The sequence below is a fragment of the Pseudomonas faucium genome (assembly GCF_021602585.1).
In the GTDB taxonomy this organism is placed as follows: domain Bacteria; phylum Pseudomonadota; class Gammaproteobacteria; order Pseudomonadales; family Pseudomonadaceae; genus Aquipseudomonas; species Aquipseudomonas faucium.
The window spans coordinates 73,749-90,992 of sequence record NZ_BQIP01000025.1; the positions used below are offsets into that span (position 1 = coordinate 73,749).

The 17,244-nt window shown below is 67.3% G+C and carries 19 protein-coding genes; 6 read left to right on the top strand and 13 right to left on the bottom strand.

Annotation, left to right across the window (positions count from 1 at the left end; genetic code table 11):
* Positions 1-10 precede the first annotated feature (10 nt).
* Positions 11-643, top strand: a complete 633-nt coding sequence (gene maiA / locus L6D75_RS23090) for a maleylacetoacetate isomerase (protein WP_176510888.1) — start codon at positions 11-13, stop codon at positions 641-643.
* Here the strand turns inward: maiA and L6D75_RS23095 are convergent.
* Positions 637-1,443 (bottom strand): SirB1 family protein, encoded by an 807-nt coding sequence (locus L6D75_RS23095; RefSeq protein ID WP_176510889.1) that lies wholly within the window; start codon positions 1,441-1,443, stop codon positions 637-639. The genes maiA and L6D75_RS23095 overlap by 7 nt on opposite strands.
* Before the next feature lie 124 nt (positions 1,444-1,567).
* Between L6D75_RS23095 and L6D75_RS23100 the strand changes: the two genes are divergently transcribed.
* Positions 1,568-2,587, top strand: a complete 1,020-nt coding sequence (locus L6D75_RS23100; RefSeq protein WP_176510890.1) for a Glu/Leu/Phe/Val dehydrogenase family protein — start codon at positions 1,568-1,570, stop codon at positions 2,585-2,587.
* Positions 2,588-2,604: 17 nt separating this feature from the next.
* Here the strand turns inward: L6D75_RS23100 and L6D75_RS23105 are convergent, their stop codons facing one another.
* Positions 2,605-2,868, bottom strand: a complete 264-nt coding sequence (locus L6D75_RS23105) for a YebG family protein (protein ID WP_176510891.1) — start codon at positions 2,866-2,868, stop codon at positions 2,605-2,607.
* Between the two features lie 226 nt (positions 2,869-3,094).
* Here L6D75_RS23105 and L6D75_RS23110 point away from each other — a divergent pair, with 226 nt between their 5' ends.
* Positions 3,095-3,565, top strand: coding sequence for a phosphate-starvation-inducible protein PsiE (locus L6D75_RS23110; protein ID WP_176510892.1), 471 nt, complete (start codon positions 3,095-3,097; stop codon positions 3,563-3,565).
* 114 nt (positions 3,566-3,679) lie between these two features.
* Positions 3,680-3,976, top strand: coding sequence for a hypothetical protein (locus L6D75_RS23115; RefSeq protein ID WP_176510893.1), 297 nt, complete (start codon positions 3,680-3,682; stop codon positions 3,974-3,976).
* Between the two features lie 3 nt (positions 3,977-3,979).
* Here the strand turns inward: L6D75_RS23115 and L6D75_RS23120 are convergent, their stop codons facing one another.
* Positions 3,980-4,282: a DUF3509 domain-containing protein gene (locus tag L6D75_RS23120; protein WP_176510894.1), complete on the bottom strand. Its 303-nt coding sequence runs from the start codon at positions 4,280-4,282 to the stop codon at positions 3,980-3,982.
* Between the two features lie 171 nt (positions 4,283-4,453).
* On the opposite strand from L6D75_RS23120, the gene L6D75_RS23125 reads away from it, so the two are divergent.
* Complete coding sequence (locus L6D75_RS23125; RefSeq protein ID WP_236193852.1) at positions 4,454-6,409, top strand: pilus assembly protein TadG-related protein; 1,956 nt, start codon at positions 4,454-4,456, stop codon at positions 6,407-6,409.
* Here L6D75_RS23125 and L6D75_RS23130 read toward each other — a convergent pair.
* Positions 6,394-9,039: a PAS domain-containing sensor histidine kinase gene (locus L6D75_RS23130; protein ID WP_176510895.1), complete on the bottom strand. Its 2,646-nt coding sequence runs from the start codon at positions 9,037-9,039 to the stop codon at positions 6,394-6,396. The two genes, L6D75_RS23125 and L6D75_RS23130, sit on opposite strands and share 16 nt — an antisense overlap.
* Complete coding sequence (locus tag L6D75_RS23135) at positions 9,036-9,479, bottom strand: TadE/TadG family type IV pilus assembly protein (RefSeq protein ID WP_176510896.1); 444 nt, start codon at positions 9,477-9,479, stop codon at positions 9,036-9,038. Before L6D75_RS23135 ends, L6D75_RS23130 begins: the two co-directional genes overlap by 4 nt.
* A gap of 75 nt (positions 9,480-9,554) precedes the next feature.
* Between L6D75_RS23135 and L6D75_RS23140 the strand changes: the two genes are divergently transcribed.
* Entirely contained in the window at positions 9,555-9,989 is a 435-nt protein-coding gene (locus L6D75_RS23140) for a prepilin peptidase (protein ID WP_176510906.1), read from the top strand.
* A 10-nt stretch (positions 9,990-9,999) separates the two neighbouring features.
* Here L6D75_RS23140 and L6D75_RS23145 read toward each other — a convergent pair whose 3' ends face one another.
* The 8 genes from L6D75_RS23145 to cpaB form a co-directional block, all read right to left on the bottom strand.
* Positions 10,000-10,263, bottom strand: coding sequence for a DUF3613 domain-containing protein (locus L6D75_RS23145; protein ID WP_176510897.1), 264 nt, complete (start codon positions 10,261-10,263; stop codon positions 10,000-10,002).
* 16 nt (positions 10,264-10,279) lie between these two features.
* Complete coding sequence (locus L6D75_RS23150) at positions 10,280-10,981, bottom strand: tetratricopeptide repeat protein (protein WP_176510898.1); 702 nt, start codon at positions 10,979-10,981, stop codon at positions 10,280-10,282.
* Between the two features lie 9 nt (positions 10,982-10,990).
* A complete protein-coding gene (locus L6D75_RS23155; RefSeq protein ID WP_176510899.1) occupies positions 10,991-11,878 on the bottom strand; it encodes a type II secretion system F family protein in 888 nt (295 codons plus the stop codon).
* A 2-nt stretch (positions 11,879-11,880) separates the two neighbouring features.
* Positions 11,881-12,762: a type II secretion system F family protein gene (locus L6D75_RS23160; protein ID WP_176510900.1), complete on the bottom strand. Its 882-nt coding sequence runs from the start codon at positions 12,760-12,762 to the stop codon at positions 11,881-11,883.
* Complete coding sequence (locus L6D75_RS23165) at positions 12,759-14,015, bottom strand: TadA family conjugal transfer-associated ATPase (protein ID WP_176510901.1); 1,257 nt, start codon at positions 14,013-14,015, stop codon at positions 12,759-12,761. The genes L6D75_RS23160 and L6D75_RS23165 overlap by 4 nt, the downstream gene beginning before the upstream one ends.
* Positions 14,012-15,202 (bottom strand): CpaE/TadZ family protein, encoded by a 1,191-nt coding sequence (locus tag L6D75_RS23170; RefSeq protein ID WP_176510902.1) that lies wholly within the window; start codon positions 15,200-15,202, stop codon positions 14,012-14,014. The genes L6D75_RS23165 and L6D75_RS23170 overlap by 4 nt, the downstream gene beginning before the upstream one ends.
* On the bottom strand, positions 15,199-16,458 hold the full coding sequence (locus tag L6D75_RS23175; RefSeq protein ID WP_176510903.1) for a type II and III secretion system protein family protein: 1,260 nt from the start codon (positions 16,456-16,458) through the stop codon (positions 15,199-15,201). Before L6D75_RS23175 ends, L6D75_RS23170 begins: the two co-directional genes overlap by 4 nt.
* A gap of 17 nt (positions 16,459-16,475) precedes the next feature.
* Positions 16,476-17,244, bottom strand: a 769-nt coding sequence (gene cpaB, locus L6D75_RS23180) for a Flp pilus assembly protein CpaB (RefSeq protein WP_236193854.1), incomplete at its 5' end; no start/stop codon positions are given.

A 17,244-nucleotide genomic window follows, 5' to 3' on the forward strand; every position in this document is an offset into this window, starting at 1 on the left:
GGGCAGGGCCATGGAGCTGTACACCTATTACCGTTCCACCTCGTCCTACCGGGTGCGCATCGCCCTGGCGCTCAAGGGCCTGGGTTACCAGGCCCTGCCGGTCAACCTGCTCAAGGGCGAACAGCGTGGCAGCGACTATGTCGCGCTGAACCCGCAGGGCCGGGTGCCGGCCTTGCGCACCGACGGCGGTGAGCTGCTGGTGCAGTCGCCGGCGATCATCGAGTACCTGGAGGAGGCTTATCCACAGCCTGCACTGTTGCCGGCGGGCGCCGAGGCGCGGGCCAAGGTGCGCGGTGTGGCGGCCATCATTGGTTGCGATGTGCACCCGCTGCACAACGTCAGCGTGCTCAATGAGCTTCGCCGGCTCGGGCATGACGAGGGGCAGATCAATCAGTGGATCGGCCACTGGGTCGGCCAGGGCCTGGCAGCCGTGGAGCAGCTGATCGGCGATCGGGGTTTCTGCTTCGGCGATGAGCCGGGCCTGGCCGATGTGTACCTGATTCCGCAGCTGTACGCGGCCGAGCGTTTCAACATCGACCTGGCCAGCTACCCGCGCATTCGCCGGGTAGCGGCATTGGCAAGCGAGCACCCGGCCTTCGCCAAGGCGCATCCGGCCTGCCAGGTGGACACGCCCGCTCAGTGAAGCGAGTGGTTGGCTGTCGGGAGCTTGCCGATCCGTTCGGACAGCTTCAGGCGCTGCACCGGGTCGTCGGTCAGCAGCAGTGCATGTTCCAGGTCGAAGCGCTCGGCCTGCGGGCAATCCAGGTGCTGGTACAGCGATGCGCGGGTCATGTAGTCGCTGACCTGCACCGGGCCCAGTTGCATGACGCGCTCGGCGTCGATCAGCGCAGCCAGGTGGTCGTCGTTGCTGATGTGCAGCTGGCGCAGGTTGCGTGACAGGCGCTGGAGCATCTGCATCGGGCTGGCCGCGCGCAGGTGCTCGGCGGTCAGCGGCACATGCGGGCCGAACTGGCGTGCCAGCAGTTCGCGGCAATCGTTGGGGTACAGGCGCCGGCCGCCGCAAGGGTCGAGCAAATGATCGGCACCCGGGACACGCAGCAGGAAGTGCCCGGGGAATGCCACGCCTTCCAGCGGGATCGACAGGCGGCGGGCCAGCTCCAGGGTGATGATGGCCAGTGCCAGGGGTTGGCCGCGGCGGCGTTGCAGCACCTTGTCCAGCAGTGCTGCCTGTGGGCGCAGCGGGTGAAATTCGTCTTGCTGGAAGCCCAGCGCGGTGAGCTGGCGCAGCAGCGGCTGCGCCAGTTCGCTCAATGGCAGCATCGGCAGGCGGGTGCTGACCTCACGCTGCAGCTCATGCAAGCTGGCAATCGCGCTCGCGGGCTCGGCCTTGCGGTCGTGCTCGGCGGCAATCCACAACGCGGCTTCCAGCAGGGCGACAGGTTCGCGTTCCAGGCAGGCCAGGCAGGCTTTACGTGGGTTCATCGGGGTTCTCCACACACCCTTGAGTATTAGCCCCGGCGCCGGCATTCGTCCAGTGGTCCGCCCGGCGTGCCGGCGATGGCCGCGTGCCTATACTGGTAGGAGCACCTCGTTGGGGAGCCCGTCGATGTTCGCGCTGATGCAAAGCACCCGTACCCAGTCGCTGCACCTGTTTATCGACCCGCCCACCGGCCTCAAGGCCGTGGTGGCGATTCACAGCGAGCACCTGGGCCCGGCAATGGGCGGTTGCCGCTACCTGCCCTATGCCGATGACGAAAGCGCCATGACCGATGCCATCCGCCTGGCCCAGGGCATGAGCTACAAGGCCGCGTTGGCCGGCCTGGCGCTGGGCGGCGGCAAGGCCGTGATCATGCGCAACCCGCATGTGGAAAACCGCGCGGCGCTGTTCGAGGCGTTCGGCCGTTTCATCGATACCCTGCAGGGGCGCTTCATCATTGCCGTGGACAGCGGCACCTCGACTCTGGACATGGACTGCATCGCCCAGAGCACACCCCACGTCACCAGCACCACGGCCTCCGGCGACCCCTCGCCGCATGCGGCCATGGGCGTGTTCGCCGGCATCCGGGCAACCTCCCAGGCGCGCCTGGGCAGCGGCAACCTCGAAGGCCTGCGGGTGGCGGTGCAAGGCCTGGGCAATGTCGGCTATGCCCTGGCCGAGCAGCTGCACGCCGCAGGTGCGGAACTGCTGGTGAGCGACCTGGACCCCGGGCGCGTGCGCCTGGCGGTCGAGCAGTTCGGTGCTCACCCGGTCACCAACGACGCCTTGATCAGTACCCCCTGCGATATCTTCGCGCCGTGCGGGGTAGGGCCGGTGCTCAATGGCCAGAGCGTGATGCAACTGCGCTGCGCAGCCGTGGCCGGGGCGGCGAACAACCAGCTGACCACCTTGCAGGTGGCCGACCAGCTGGAATCACGCGGCATCCTGTATGCGCCGGATTACGTGATCAATGCCGGTGGGCTCATCTATGTGGCGATGAAGCACCGCGGCGAAGACCTTGGCACCATCACCGCGCACCTGGCGCGCATTCCCTCGCGGCTGACCGAAGTGTTCGCCCACGCCCAGGCCGAGAAGCGCTCCCCGGCGCGGGTGGCGCAGATGCTCGCCGAGCGCCTGCTGTACGGCTGACAAGCACCTGGCAGCACTTATTGCGCAGCGCCCCCTTCGAGCAGCTCGGCCAATGCATCCGGCTGGCTCTTGAACGCCCGGGCGAACACGTCACGGTTCTTGGCCATGTAGATGCCGGCTTCCTCGACCTGCTGCTCGGTCAGCGACGGCACTGCCTTGTGCAACACCTCGGCCAGGCGCTCGGCCAGCTCGAGCATCTTGTCGTGACGATCTGCTTCGGCCTTATCCATGAACAAGCGCTCCGGGTCGCGGCTGCTGCGGTACACCACTTCGACGGCCATTCATCACCTCTGTGCCTTTTTGCGGTTGGTTGATCGATTACTGTATGCGCATACAGTAATGGCCCGGCGCCCCAGGCGCAAGCCTTGCTGCAAAAAAGCCTAGCCCACAGGTGCCTTGCGGCAATCGGCCGCCTTCCAAGGCGAGGGCCTGGCCCTTTAACTGCATGGCACAAGCGTCACAGAGTTGGCGCATCATCTTCAGGTCGTATCGGGGGAGTTGGACATCGTGAACATCAAATGGGCTGAAAGGCTGCGCAAGGGGCTGCATGGCTCGGCCGATTCGCTGGGCAATCTGTGCGTCGAGGGGTTCCACTACCTGGCGCTGTTCGGCATTGGTGCCATCACTGCCTATGCGGCAGTGGTGACCTTCCTCGACATGCTCGGCAAGGGTGGGGTCAGCGTCGATGACATCCTGCTGCTGTTTATCTACCTGGAGCTGGGGGCGATGGTCGGGATCTACTTCAAGACCAACCACATGCCGATCCGCTTCCTGCTCTACGTGGCGATCACCGCGCTGACGCGCCTGCTGATCGGCGATGTGTCGCACCACAAGGCACCGGACGTGGGCCTTCTGTACGTGTGCGGCGGCATCCTGCTGCTGGCCTTCGCGATCCTGGTGGTGCGCTACGCCTCCTACCGCTACCCGTCGACCAAGGTGCTCGATGCCAATGGCAAGGAAGTCGAAGACGGCAAGTGAGGGGCTAGCTATCTAGGCCCGAGGTTTGCGGCCTGCCGTGTTGAATCTTCGCCGGCGCCCAGCAACGAATCGTGACATCCGGTCGCGATCGAGGGGCGCTGGAGGAGAACAGCAATGAACGTGACCACCGAACAAGTCCATGCCCACCTCAAGTACGCGCTCAAACTTGACCCTGAAGCCGTGCATGTCACCGAAGTCGCCGACGTCGTCCAATTGCGTGTGGTGGCTAGCCGCACACTGGTCGACGAGTCCATCCACTGGCTCAAGCAGCAGCAGGAACCGACCTACGACCCGGGCCTGTTCGGCCTGTTCCATAAACCGCACACCTTCGACAGCGCGCACCGGTTCAAGGGCCTGGGCCTCGCCGACCTGGAGCGTGAAATCGGGCGGATGCTGACGACCTTGGGCTGACGCTCAGTTGGCGATGCGCGCTGCCGCGAACGGGCGTGCGCCAGGGGCCGGCTCGCGGGTCAGGGCCGCGAGCACCTGCAGCGGGTTCTGCCCCAGCTCGATCGCCAGGCCCAGGCGAATGCTGTCGATGACCCGCTGCAGGCGCAGCGGGTCATTGCGTTGGGCTTGAGTGATCAGGCGCTTGGCGACCACGCCGACGTCGTCGGAAAGGGTCAGCATGATGCTGCCGTCCAGGCGTTCGATGCTCAGGTTGACCCGGTATTCGGGGGCGAAGGCGGCGCTGATCTGATCGAATGGGTTGTGCATGGCCCAGCTCTGCAAAGTTGACTGCAGAAGTTGACCGGGCAAACGCCGGGTTGGTTCAGGGCCATTGATCGGCACCTTCATGCAAGGGGTAAGGCAATACGCCATCACCGGGGCTACACTCCCTTGACCGATGCTGCAAAGGCTGGCCCCAGGCCTGCAAAGGAGTGCCCCGTGGTTCCCTGTTCCGCTGCTCGTCAACGCGGCGCGATTGGCCTGATGGCCGTGACCACCCTGGCCATGGCCTTGCTGTTTCTACTGGTGGTGCTCGACAGCGGCCGCCTCTACCTCGAACAGCGCAAACTGCAACGCATCGCCGACATGGCGGCGCTGGAGGCGGCCGGCCAGTACGCCGTGTGCACCGGCAGCGGCCCGCAGACCACGGCCATCGCCCGTACCGCAGCCACGCGCAATGGCCATGCCGCCGGCAACCCGCTGGTGGCCAGCTGCGGCTACTTGCAGACCGGCGCCAACAGCCTGCGTACCTTCACCAGCGACAACACCCGCAATGAAGCGATCCGGGTGGATGTCAGCAACACCGTCACCACCAGTGTCGCCGGTGGTATCTACACCTTGATGCAAGGCGCCGGGGTGCCGCTGACCACCACCTTGCACGCCCATGCCGTGGCCTCCATGCCGTTGCCGCCGCAGGCCATGCTGAGCATCCGCACCACCCTGGCCACGGTGGATTCACGCCAGTCGGTGCTGCTCAATGCCCTGCTCGGCGCCCTGGGCGGCAGCGTGCAGCTGGACCTGGCCGGCTGGAAAGGCATCGCCGCCACCGACCTGAACCTGCTCAAGTACCTCGACCAACTGGCCATCGACCTCAACCTCAAGGTGGGTGACTACCAGCAACTGCTCAATGCCAACGCCACCGCCACGCAGCTGCTGCAAGCGGCGGTGAAGGTGCTGCAGCAAAGCGGCGCTGCGGTCGATGTGGTGACCAATCTGGGCAAGCTGGCGCTGGGGGCTGGCAACAGCACCTTGCTGCAGCTGGGCGATATCCTCGATATCCAGAACGGCACGGCGCAGGCGGGCCTGGATGCCAGCATCCAGTTGCTGCAGCTGGTGCAGGGGGTGATCCAGCTGGCGGCGAGCGAGAGCGCCGCCAACGTCGACCTGCCGCTCAACGTGCTCGGCCTGGTCAATGGCCGGGTGCGGCTGAAAGTGATCGAGCCCCAGCAGATCTCCGCCGTCGGCGACCCACGCAAGGATGAGCTGAGGGTGCATACCGCCCAGGTGCGGGCGATGATTTCGCTCGACCTTCCACTGCTCAACTCCGTGCTGGGCCTGGTTAACGCGGTGCTCGACCTGGCCGCGCCACTGACCAACGTGCTCGGCAACCTGCTCAGCCTGAACCTGGCCGCGACACTGGATTCGGTGTTCTGCCTGCTGGGCGTGCCGTGCACGGTCACCGACATCGTCCTGGTGCCCGACAAGCTGCAGGTGGACATCGGCCTGGAGGTCGCCGAAGCCACCACACGCCTCGACCCGAAAGCGTCCAACACCTTCAGCTGCTCGCCAAAGCGGCTCACCACCCAGGCACAGAGCGCGGCGGCGAAGATCGCGGTGGGGCGCTTCGATTCCCCCACGGCGTTCTTCACCACCGGCACCACGGCGATCAAGGCCCTGCCGTTGATCGACATCGGCACCAAACGCTGTACCAAGCTGCTGATCCTCGGCACTTGCGAGCCGCGCGTGCCGTTCGCCGGTGGCGGCCTTGGCTTGGGTGTCGACAGCAAGCTGCTGGGCAGCGGCCCGCTCGAGCGCCCGCTGGTGTTCCAGGCACCGGGCAGCGAGCCGCCCAACATCGGCCAGCCTCCGGCCTACCTGAACATGCGCACGATCAACGACAACGTGGTCGGCAGCCTCAGCGACACCTTGCTCGGCGTGCAGATACAGGCGTTCAAACCCACGGTCAACAGCGGCCTGGGGGAGGTGTTGGTGATCGTTGGCAACGTGCTCTCCACGGTCAAAGGCATTCTCGAACCGCTGATCAAGAACCTGCTCAGCCCGCTGATCGACCCCTTGCTCAACGTGCTCCTGAAGGTACTGGGCATCGACCTGGTCAACGCCGAAGTCGGCGCCAACCTCAGTTGCTCCAGCGGCCGTGCTCAGCTGGTCTTGTAGGCCGGCAACAGCACGCGGAAACAGGCGCCTTCGCCGGTATTGAACACCTCCAGCCGGCCGCCCATGGCCTCGACGATGCCGTGGCTCACCGACAGCCCCAGCCCCGTGCCAGCCCCCGCCGGCTTGGTGGTGAAGAACGGCTCGAAGATGCGCTCGAGCAGGCGCGGGTCGATGCCGCCGGCGTTGTCCTGCACGTGCAGGCACAGGTGCTGCCCCTCGATGTGCTGGCTCACGCTGATTCTGGGTGAGGCTGCCTGCCGTTCCAGCAGGGCATCACGGGCGTTGACCATGAGGTTTATCAGCACCTGTTCAAGCTGGTCCTGGTGGCCGAGCACCTGCGGGCACAGCTGCGGCTGTTCGAGCTGCAAGGCCACGCCCTTGCCGCGCAGGCCCTCCGCCAGCAGCGCCACCGCACCGTTGACTGCGGCCCAGGCGGCAAATGCCTGGGTTTCGACCTCGGACCGCCGGCCGTAGGTGCGCAGGTGTTCGACCAGGCGTGCCGCGCGCTCGACCTGGGCATCGATGCGCTGCAGCTTGCCGTTGAGGTAGTCGACATCCACTGCGCCGCTTTCCAGGCGCTTGAGGGTGTTGGCCACGGCCAGGCGCATCACGTTCAGCGGCTGGTTGATCTCGTGCACCAGCCCGGTGGCCAGCTCGCCGAGGGTCGCCATCTTGGCGCCTTGCAGCAGTTGCTGCTGGCTCTGGCGCACCTGCGTGTTGTCGCGCCCCACCGCTTGCACTTCCAGCAGCTGGCCTTGTTCATCGAACAGCCCGCGCTCGGCCCACACCCACCAGGCGTGCCTGTGCCCCGGCAGCTGCAGGCACACCTCTGCGCTGCTCAATGGCTGCGCCGGGGTCAGCGTTGCCAGGCGCTGCACGAATGCCTGGCGCTGGCTGTCGGACATCCATTGCCCCAGGTTCATCTCGCCCAACTGTTCGGGCGTGCACTCCAGTTGCTCGGCCAGCGGCCGGTTGCCGAACAGCAGCTGCAGGTCAGGGCGGTAGCGGCAGATCATGGCCGGCGAGTCTTCCACCAGCACCCGGTAGCGTTCTTCGCTCTGGCGCACACGTTCGGCAGCCTCGGTGGCTTCGCTGACATCCAGCCACAGGCCGACCACCTCGACCGGCTGGCCCAGGTCGTCGCGCAGCAGGCGCGCCTCGTCCAGCACCCAGTGGTAACCGCCCAGGTGATCGCGCAGGCGGTAGCGGCTGCGCACCTGGCCATCGCGCAGCAACTCACGGGTGCGCTCCAGCCACAGCGGGCGGTCGTCGGGGTGCACCGCCTGGCCGGGTTGGCGCGCCAGTTCGCTGTCCTTGGCCCAGCCGAGCAAGGGCATCAGGCTGTCGCTGAAGAACTCGCTGTGCAGGGCGCCGGCGGCGTAACGCTGGATGTAGATCACCGCGGGCGAACTGGCGATGAGGTTTTCCAGCCGGGCGCGGGCGGCATTGGCCTGAAGCTCCTGGGCCTTGAGTGCGCTGATGTCCAGCACAAAGCCCTGGACCTGGCGGCCCTGCAGTTGCCCCACCCAGTGCAGCCAGCGTGGGCTGGCCGCGCTGTCGGCCTCCGGCAGGCGCAGGTTGAGGCTCAAGGCGACGCCGTCGCGGGCTTGCTCCAGGGCCATGTGCGCGGCCTCGCGGTCGGCCGGGTGCAGGTGCAGCAGCCAGCGCTCGAGGCTCACCTCGCAGGGCAGGCCGAGGCTGGCGGCCAAGGCCGGGTCCAGGCGCAACGGCCCCTGCAGCGGCCACTCCCACCAGCCGGCGCCCAGTTGCCGTTGCAGCTCATCGAGGTGGTGCGAGCGCTGCTGCAACTGCACCTGGCGCAGGCGCGCCAGCAACGGCTCGACCAGCGCCTGCAGCAACAGCGTGGCGGCCTCCGGCGCGGGTACCGAAGGCGCCCCGGCGCACAGCAGCCAGGCCTGGACGTGGTGGCCGTGGCTGTACGGCAACAGAACCAGCGGCGCCCCTGCGCACAATGCCTGCCACTGGGGCGAGTCGGGTGCCACGTGCTGAAAGCGCGCAGGCAGCGCCTGCAGCCAGGGGTGCAGGCGTTCGTCATCGGGCCACGGCCAGTCGCCTTCGCTGCTGGCATAGGTGCGCCAGCCCGCGTCGTCCGCCAGCAGCAGCCGCAGCGCGCCAGCTTGCCAGTGCATGGCCAGGTGCTGCAGTTGCTCGGCGCTGGTCTGTGCCAGCCAGGGTTCGCTGCAGTCGCGCACCGCCTGGCTGATGTCGGCGGCCAGCTGGCGCCGGTTCAGCCACTGGTCCTGCTGGTTGCCCTGGCGCAGCAGGTCGCCGGTATCGAACAGCTGCAGCATCCAGCCGGTTGCGTTGCGCTGCAGCGAGCCTCGGGTATGCAAGGTGTGGCCGTGCACGGTGTGAAAATCCAGGTCCAGCGCCTGGCCTTGCCAGTCGGCGGGCTCACCTTCGAGCACCAGCCAGCTGTGCTGGCACAGGTAGCTGTGCAGGCGCGTGGGGGCCTGTTCGGGCACCGCCAGCACACAGCGCAAGGGGCCGGACAGGCGCAACACCTGGCCGTGCGCGTCAAGCCATACCTGCAGGCCGACGGCCGCGGGCATTTCGGCGGCCGGCTCGGCGGCGTGGCTGCTCAGCCAGCGGTTGAACAGGCCGCTCACAGCTGCAGGCTCGCTTCGGCCTTCAGGGTTGCCGGCAACCTCGGCACTTCGCCAATCAACGGTATGACCAGCTGCGGCAGGACGTTGGTCAGCTTGGCCTTGGGGTAGTTGATGGTCACTTTCAGCAGCTTGCTCGCATCCAGCTGCACCTGCGCGTCGCTGGCAGGCTGGAAGTCCAGCGCAGCGGGCATCCAGGCCAGTTGGTCACGGATCACCTGGCGGCCAAGTACCTGCACGTCGTTGGCGTAGGTGGCGCTGGTCGGGTCCAGGGCAACGCAGCGGCGCACCGCCTCGCTGCTGGCCTGGTTGAACGATTGCAGCATCAGCATCGGCAGGGTGTAGCTGACCAGCCCGTAGAACACCGAGAAAAAGATCATGAAGACAGCGACGAACTCCAGGGCTGCCGCGCCTTTTTGCCGAGTTGCCGGGCCTGCTTGCATGCTTGCGTCTACCCTGACCATGAGTCCTGAGTAACAGCATAGAACCGTTCGACGAACAGGGATGGCCAATTGCCAATATCTAGCGTTGCCCTGCTGGCGTGGCTTGCCCTGTGTGCCGGGCAGGACCTGCGGGAGCGGCAGATTTCCAACATGCTCACCCTGGGCATCGCCGCGTGCGCGCTGGCCTGGCTGCTGGTGACCGGGCGCAGCTGGGTCGGTGCCCAGGCCAGTGATGCCGGCTGGGCGCTGGCCATCGTGCTGCTGCTCACGCTGCCGGGGTACATGCTCGGGCGCTTTGGCGCCGGTGACGTCAAGTTGCTTGGTGCGCTGGCCCTGGCCACCAGCCAGGCGCACGTGTTGGGCACCTTCATCGGCGCCGGCGTGGCCTTACTGGCATGGGCGCTCGCCCGGCGGCTGTGGCGGCGCGGGGCAGGGCAGGCGGGTGACAAGCAGCCGTTCGCGCCCTGTGTGCTGGTGGGGTTCGTGCTGGCCAGTGCGTGCCTGGCGTGACAGGGCTGCTTCAGTTGTTGCTCGACTTCACCCGCTCCCAGCGATAGAAGTCCGGGATGACGTATTTGTAGGTGTCCAGCCAGCGCTGCTTCGACAGGTCGCGCTCGCGTGCCGTCTGCACCTGCAACTTGGTCGATGCCTGCTCGCCACTGGACTGCACCTGCAGCAAGGTTTCGGTCGCCGTCAGCGTTGACGGGCGCTGGCGCGGGGCGTCGTCGGCCCAGGCCAGAGAGACGCTGGCGCAGCAGGCCAGCAGCATCGCAGAGCGGATCATCAGCATCGCCGTTCCCTCAGTTGACCATTTCGGTGGCGCGAGTGGCCGAGGCCAGCGGCCCGCGCCCGTTGGCCTTGATCTGGCTGGCGCGGTCCTGGGCCTGGGCGAACTGGTCGGGCTTGAGCCGCAGCCGCCCGACCAGGTCGGTGGCTTGCTGCCAGTTGTCCTGCAGCAGCGACAGCGTTACCAGGTTGACCGCCGGCAGCGGGTTGTCGTCCTTGAGCTCGACCGCCGTGAGGAATTCGAAGCGCGCCTGTTCATAGCGCCCCAGGTTCATCAATACGACGCCCAGGTCGTTGCGCACGCGCTCGTCGGTCGGCGCAAGGCGCGCCGCCCGCTGCAGGTTCTGCAGGGCCTGCACGTCATCGCCGCGGGCCGAGGCCAGCTGGCCAAGGCCGTGCTCGCCTTCGGCGGCCAGGCAACCGCCCAGCAGGCTGCGGTACAGCGGCTCGGCCTCGCTGCGCCCGAGCAGGCGGGAAACCCGGGCTTTGCGCAGGCGCACCTGGTCGAGGTTGTTCGGCAACTGCTCCAGGTGCGCGAGGCTTGCATGCGGGCGGCCTTCGTTGAGCATCTCGTCGGCCAGGTTCAGCGACAGTTGCTGGTCGGCGTCGGGCTTGGCGCAGCTGGTATTGCCGAACAGCTGGCGCAGCCCCTCGGGTTGCTGCCCGGCGCAACCGGCCAGCAGTAGCAGGCTTGTGAACAACAGGATCGCTTTCATCCAATCTCCTCAGGGGCTCAAGGCCCGCGCCAGTGCAGAAAACCCCGGCCCGGCCAGGACGATGAGCAACGCCGGGAAGAGGAACACCATCATCACCGCCGACATCTTTGCCGACATCTTCGAGACCCGCTCCTGCATGCGCGTCAGGCGCCGGTCGTCGAGCAGGTCCTTGAGCGCCAGCAGCGACTTCATCGCGCCACTGCCCTGGGTCAGCAATTGCTGGAGGATCACGCAGGTGTCGGTGAATTCGTCCACGGCCAGCACGCTTGCGGCCTTTTCCAGCTCCGGCCCGAGCGCCAGGCCCGAGTCCACCCGGTGCAACACCTGGCGCAGCTCTTCGCTGATTTCCGGCACCAGCGCCCGGCCTTCCAGGCTCAGCACGCGCAGCGCCTGCTCCACCGCCAGGCCCGTCTCGAAGAGGATGCGCAGCAGCGGGATCATCAGGCTCACTTCCAGGGCAATGCGTTGCTGGCGGCGTTTTGCCGCGCTGGCCAGCAGGCGCTTGGGCAGCAGGTAGCTGGCGCCCAGCGCGCACAGCGGCCAGATCAGCCAGTGCATGCCTTCACCGCTGCTGACCCCTTGCTGCAGCAGCACGGTCAGCAGCACCGTCAGCAGCGGCAGGCCCAGCTGCACGGCGGCAAACAGCGCACGCTGGCGGCTGCGGCGCCAGCCCACACGCTCGAGCAGGGCCTGGCTTTCACCGTCGAGCTTCTGCAGGCGCTGGCCAAGCCGGCTGCTGCCCAGCCAGTGCAGCCAGTCGCCCAGGCGCTCATCGCGGGCCAGGCGCCCTTGCAGGCGCCTGCCGATCAGGTAGCGGGCGCGCAACTGGCGGGCGGCCTGCAGGCCCAGCAGGCAGGCCGCGAGCAACAGGCACAGGGCGCAGATCAGCAAGGCCATGCTCAGAGGCTCCTCATCATGCGCCACAGCACCAGGCAGCCCAGCACCTGCAGGGCGAACGCCAGCAACAGCATCAGCTGCCCGGCGCTGTCTTGCCACATGGCCAGCAGGTAGCGCGGGTTGGCCATCAGGAAATAGCCGGCCATGCATAGCGGCAAGGCGCCGAGAATCATCGCGGTGATACGGGTTTCGCCGGTCATGGCCTTGAGCTGGCGGGCGCCTTGTTCACGCTCGCGGATCAGCTTGATCAGGTTTTCCATCAGCTCGCTGGTGTTGCCGCCATAGCGCTGGTTGATGCGCAGGCCCATGGCGAACAGGCGCAGTTCGTCCTGGTCGTACAGCTCGGCGAATTCGTTGACCGCATCGTCCAGCGGCACGCCCAGCTGCACGTTGCGCCGTACCCGGGTCATGGTCGAGCGCAAGGGTTCGCGGGTGCCATCGATGCCACCGAGCACCGCGTCGTTGAGCGTGCGCCCGGCCTTGAGGCTGCGCACGCTGTAGTCCAGCAGCGCCGGCAGCTGCTCGACCAGTTGGCGCACACGCCGGCGGTACAAGGCGCTGAGGGTGAAGTAGCCCAGCAGCGGCATGCTCACCAGCACCATCAGGGCGGCGATCCAGCCGCCGGCCAGCAGCGCCAGCAGCACCAGGCCCAGCCAGGCGAACAGCCAGCGCTGCGGTTGCCAGTCGCTGGCGCCAAGCCCTGCACGCTGCAACATTGGCTCGAGCCAGTCGCGCCGCGCATTAGCGCTGCGCACCACCTGCAAGGCCTGGCCCAGGCGCTGCAGAATGCGCTGTTCGCTGCGCTTGTACAGGCCCTTGCGAAACAGCAGCAGCGACACGCCCAGCAGCAGGGGCGACAGCGCCAGCAGCAGGGGGCCGATCACGGCACACCTTCGGTGCGCAGCTTGCTGCCGGCAGGGTTGGGCGCTTCGCGCAAAAAGACGTCGCCGCCGCGGCGGTCGAGGCGGAACAGGGTGTTGGTGACGTACACGTCGTCGCGCACGCCCACCACTTCCAGCACCTCGCTGACGCAGCGCCGGCCATCGGGCAGGCGGGTCAGCTGGATCACCACATCCAGCGCTGCGCAGATCATCTGGCGCAAGGTCTTTTCGGCGATCTGCCGGCCACTCAAGCCAACCAGGGTTTCCAGGCGCAGCAGGGCATCCTGGGCGGTGTTGGCGTGCACGGTGCTCATCGAGCCGTCGTGCCCGGTGTTCATCGCGGTAAGCACATCGAGCACCTCGGTGCCGCGGATTTCGCCGAGGATGATGCGGTCCGGGCGCATCCGCAGGGCGTTGCGGATCAGTTCGCTGGCCTTGATCTCGCCGTGCCCCTCGGCATTGGGTGGGCGGGTTTCCAGGCGCACCACGTGGGGGTGGTGCAGCTGCAGTTCGGCCACGTCCTCGATGGTGACCAGGCGCTCGCGCGGGGCGATCATCTGGCTGAGGATGTTGAGCAGGGTGGTCTTGCCGGTGCCGGTGCCGCCGCTGACCAGGATGTTGCAGCGCCGGCCGACGGCGCGTTCGAGGAAGTCGAAGATGTGCTGGTCGATGGCCCGGGTGGCGAGCAGGTCGGCGCTCTTGAGCATGTCCTGGCGGAACTTGCGGATCGACAGGCACGGGCCATCCAGCGCCACCGGCGGGATGATCGCGTTGACCCGGCTGCCGTCGGGCATGCGCGCATCGACCATCGGCGAAGACTCGTCCAGGCGCCGCCCGAGCGGGGCGAGGATGCGCTGCATCACGCGCTCGACGTGGTGGGCGTCGATGAAGCGCAGGTCGGTCTGCTGCAACTGGCCGGCCCGTTCGACGAACACCCGGTGCGGGCCGTTGACCAGGATTTCGGTGACGCTGCTGTCGCGCAGCAGCACCTCCAGGGGGCCGAAGCCGGTCAGCTCGTCGACCAGCTCTTCGGCCAGGCGCTCCATTTCGTAGCGTGACAACGCCAGGCGCAGCCGCGCCACGTAATCGCCCACCTGCTCCAGAACGAACTGGGTCAGCGCCGGGCGCGCGCCTTCGAGCAGGTTGCGCCCGCTGTCTTCGATGGCGTCGATGGCAAAGCGGTGCAGGGCGCGCTTGAGCGCGTAAGGGTCGCCCGATGCATGCTGCTGGCCGCCAAAGGGCTGGTCACCGTTCATCTGCTGCCCCACAGCCGACGCAGCCAGGTGAAGGCCGGTGGCGAAAGGTTTTCCGAGCGCTGTGCCAGCCGTTCACCCAGGCTGCGCAAGGCTTGCGTGAGGTTTTCCCGCGGGGCCAGTTCGAACAGGCTCAGCCCTTGGTTCTTGGCGTTCAGGCGCAGCTCGGCGCTGTCGGGCATGACTTTGAGCAGCGGCAGGGCGTAGCGCTTGGCCAGGCTTTCGGGGTCGGGGGCGACATTGTTCAGGTGGCGGTCGACCAGCAGGCTGGCGTGCTCCAGCTTGATGCCATGGTCACGCCACAGCTCGAGCACTTCCAGGTTGCGCCGGCAGTCGAGGATGTTCTGGTCGGTGTAGACGATCAGCTTGTCGCAGTGGCTGACCAGGGTGCGCAGCGCTTCGCTGTCGGCGTGGCCGGTCAGGTTCACGACGATGTGCTGGAAGTGCTGGCGCAGGGCGCTGAGCAGCATGTACAGCTCGGCGGCGCTGGTCTGGCGCAGCGGCTCGTCGTTTTCGGCGCAGGTCAGCAGGCGCAGGCCTTTCTTGTCGCGGGTGAAGGCGCTGTCGATCAGCGTGGTATCCAGCCGGCGCAGGTGGCGCAGGGCATCGCCGAAGTAGAACGACGCCTCCAGCCCAAGCAGGGCCAGGCTGTCGCCGCGTGGCATGCCCAGGTCGAGCAGCAGCGTCTGTTGCCCGCTTTCCTGCACCACCCGCGCCAGGTGGGTGGTCAGCAGCGCGCCGTCGGCGCCGGTCTGCGCACCGTACAGCACGGTCAGCCCGCCCAGGGTGGGGTTGCTGGTGACGGTGGGCATGCGCTTGCCCAGGCGCCGCACCAGCCCGGCCACCTCGCTGGCGCGTGAGCCATAGGCGACGAAATCGCGGGCGCCGGCGCGCATGGCGTGCAGCACCAACTGGTTGTCCATGCCATCGCCCAGGGCGACGATGGCCAGCATCGGCTTGGCTTCCAGCACGCCTTCGATCAAGGCGCACTGGTGAACCAGCTGTTCACGGTCAAGGCCGATGAACACCAGGTTGCTGAAGGTCGCGTTGACCAGCGCCAGCAGCTCGTCGAGGTTGCCGGCGTTGGCGCCTATCACCTGGCCCAGCGGGGCCAGCGCGGCCTGTAGCCATTGCAGGTCCTCTTCGTTGCGGGTGATGCCGAGGAATGTCTGGTTGAGGCTCTCGTTCATTGTGATAACCCGCTGCCGCCATCGAAGTTGCCGTTTTCCATGAAGAACAGCCGGCCCCAGCTGGGGTCGTAGGTGCGCAGGCCTTCGCCGGGCAGCTGCGGCAGCCGGGCATTGGCGGCCAGGGGCTGGACCAGGTGCGGGGTGACGATCATCAGCAGCTCGGTTTCCTGGCGCACCAGCGACGACTGACGGAAGAACGCGCCCAGGATCGGCAGGTTGCCCAGCCCTGGGAGCTTGTCTACCGAGGAGCGGGTGTCGTTGCTGACCAGGCCGCTGATGATGAAGCTCTCGCCATCGGCCAGCGAGATGCTGGTGTCGGTACGCCGCACGCTCAGCCCCGGCACCAGCGTGCCGGCGATGTTTACCGCGTTGTTGTAGTCCAGTTCGCTGACTTCGGGGGCGATCTTCAGGGTGATGCGGTCGCGGCTGACCACCGTTGGCGTCAGCGCCAGGCGCACGCCGAATTCCTTGTACTCGATCGAGACGTTGTCGCTGCCGGCGCTGGGCACCGGGATCGGAATCTCGCCGCCGGCCAGAAAACTTGCCGTCAGGCCGCTGAGCACGGTCAGGCTGGGGCGCGCCAGGGTGTAGGCGAAGCCGCTGTTCTCCAGGGCGTTGATGGCCGCCAGGAATCGGCTGCTGCCGCCGCCCCAGACGATATTGAACACACCGTCGTCGAGCGGGATGGCCGGGCGCGTGATCGGCACCGCGCCGGGTGTCACCGAGGTGCCCGGTACCGTGCCGGGCGAGCCGATCAGGCTGTTGTTCGAGCCGCTGAAGAACAGGCGGGCGCCGGCCTCCTTGTACTTGCTGCGGCGCACTTCGACGAAGCGGATGTCGGCCTGGACCTGGCTTGGCAACTGCGCATCCAGCGAGGGCGGCAGGCCACCCTCGGCCATGTCGACGCTGGCCCGGCCCTTGACGAACAGCATGGCCCGGTGCGGCGTGGGGGCGCAGGCGGTCCACAGCATCAGCGTGGTGTTGCCCGGGCCCACGGCGGTCACCAGCACGGCGCGCTCGCCACTGGCCTGCACATCGGCCACCTTCGGCTCGCCGACGGCCACCCGGCTGATCGCCAGCGGCAGGCGCAGCTCTTGCTGCAGGCCTTCGTCCATTTCGATCACCGAGGGTAACTGGGCGTAGGCCTCGCACCCCTTGCCCGCAGCATGGGCCTGGGCCAGCACGCCGGTCAGCAGCAGCGCGAGGCACGCACGGTAGAAGACTCGTGTTGAACTGCAATGCTCGGAACTGCGCATACTGCATCCTTGCCGTGTCAGGGGGTGTTTTTCTCGCCAGCGGCCTGTGCGCCCCGGATCACCTGCATGCCCGCCACCGCGGTGACGGCGGCGGGTTTGCTCAGGGGCGCCTGGGACAGTTGGCTGAAGCGGTAGAGTTCACGGTTGAGGGTTTCAACCTGGGGTTGGTTATCGTGCTCGGCCCAGTAGCTGGCCAGGCGCTGTTCGTCGGCGCTGCGCACGGCCAGGCGCAGGGTGCCGACCTGGGCCGCCAGCATCAGGCGGCTGGCGAAGGCTTCGGGCACCGCGAGCACCACGGTGCGGGTGCCGGAGGCCATCACCGGGTTGCCCTGTTCGCGCCGCGCCTTGAGCGCTTCGGCGCTCTGCGCCGGGTGCCCGTCGTTGGCCACGCCCATCTGCTCGCCGATGCTCAGCACACGCAGGGCGGGCAATACGACCTGGGCCGAGGACTGCGGGTTGCTGGTGTCTTCGCGCAGGTACAGCAGCACATCCACATAGTCGCCGGGCGCCATCTGCCCGGCAGCACCGATGACTTCGTCCACGCCAATGGCAACGGCGCGTTCGTGGCTGCGGATCATCCGCGCCAGCGGCCCGCCGTTTTCGAAGCTGGATTCGTCCAGCCAGCTGCCGGCTGCCAGGGGCCTTGCGCTGGTGCGGCCGATGACCTGGTCGATGGCCTGGAAGGCGCCGTCGGGTACCACCTGCAGGCGCTCGAGCAGCACGTCGTCTGCGCTGACCGGGGTATTGGCCGGGAGTGCCTTGCGCAGTACCACGATGGGGGAGCGC

Bases quoted from the DNA above. Each gene is read 5' to 3' on its own strand.
- maiA (WP_176510888.1), top strand. From the start codon at position 11: ATGGAGCTGTACACCTATTACCGTTCCACCTCGTCCTACCGGGTGCGC.
- L6D75_RS23095 (WP_176510889.1), bottom strand. From the start codon at position 1,443: ATGAACCCACGTAAAGCCTGCCTGGCCTGCCTGGAACGCGAACCTGTC.
- L6D75_RS23100 (WP_176510890.1), top strand. From the start codon at position 1,568: ATGTTCGCGCTGATGCAAAGCACCCGTACCCAGTCGCTGCACCTGTTT.
- L6D75_RS23105 (WP_176510891.1), bottom strand. From the start codon at position 2,868: ATGGCCGTCGAAGTGGTGTACCGCAGCAGCCGCGACCCGGAGCGCTTG.
- L6D75_RS23115 (WP_176510893.1), top strand. From the start codon at position 3,680: ATGAACGTGACCACCGAACAAGTCCATGCCCACCTCAAGTACGCGCTC.
- L6D75_RS23120 (WP_176510894.1), bottom strand. From the start codon at position 4,282: ATGCACAACCCATTCGATCAGATCAGCGCCGCCTTCGCCCCCGAATAC.
- L6D75_RS23135 (WP_176510896.1), bottom strand. From the start codon at position 9,479: ATGCAAGCAGGCCCGGCAACTCGGCAAAAAGGCGCGGCAGCCCTGGAG.
- L6D75_RS23145 (WP_176510897.1), bottom strand. From the start codon at position 10,263: ATGATCCGCTCTGCGATGCTGCTGGCCTGCTGCGCCAGCGTCTCTCTG.
- L6D75_RS23150 (WP_176510898.1), bottom strand. From the start codon at position 10,981: ATGAAAGCGATCCTGTTGTTCACAAGCCTGCTACTGCTGGCCGGTTGC.
- L6D75_RS23155 (WP_176510899.1), bottom strand. From the start codon at position 11,878: ATGGCCTTGCTGATCTGCGCCCTGTGCCTGTTGCTCGCGGCCTGCCTG.
- L6D75_RS23165 (WP_176510901.1), bottom strand. From the start codon at position 14,015: ATGAACGGTGACCAGCCCTTTGGCGGCCAGCAGCATGCATCGGGCGAC.
- L6D75_RS23170 (WP_176510902.1), bottom strand. From the start codon at position 15,202: ATGAACGAGAGCCTCAACCAGACATTCCTCGGCATCACCCGCAACGAA.
- L6D75_RS23175 (WP_176510903.1), bottom strand. From the start codon at position 16,458: ATGCGCAGTTCCGAGCATTGCAGTTCAACACGAGTCTTCTACCGTGCG.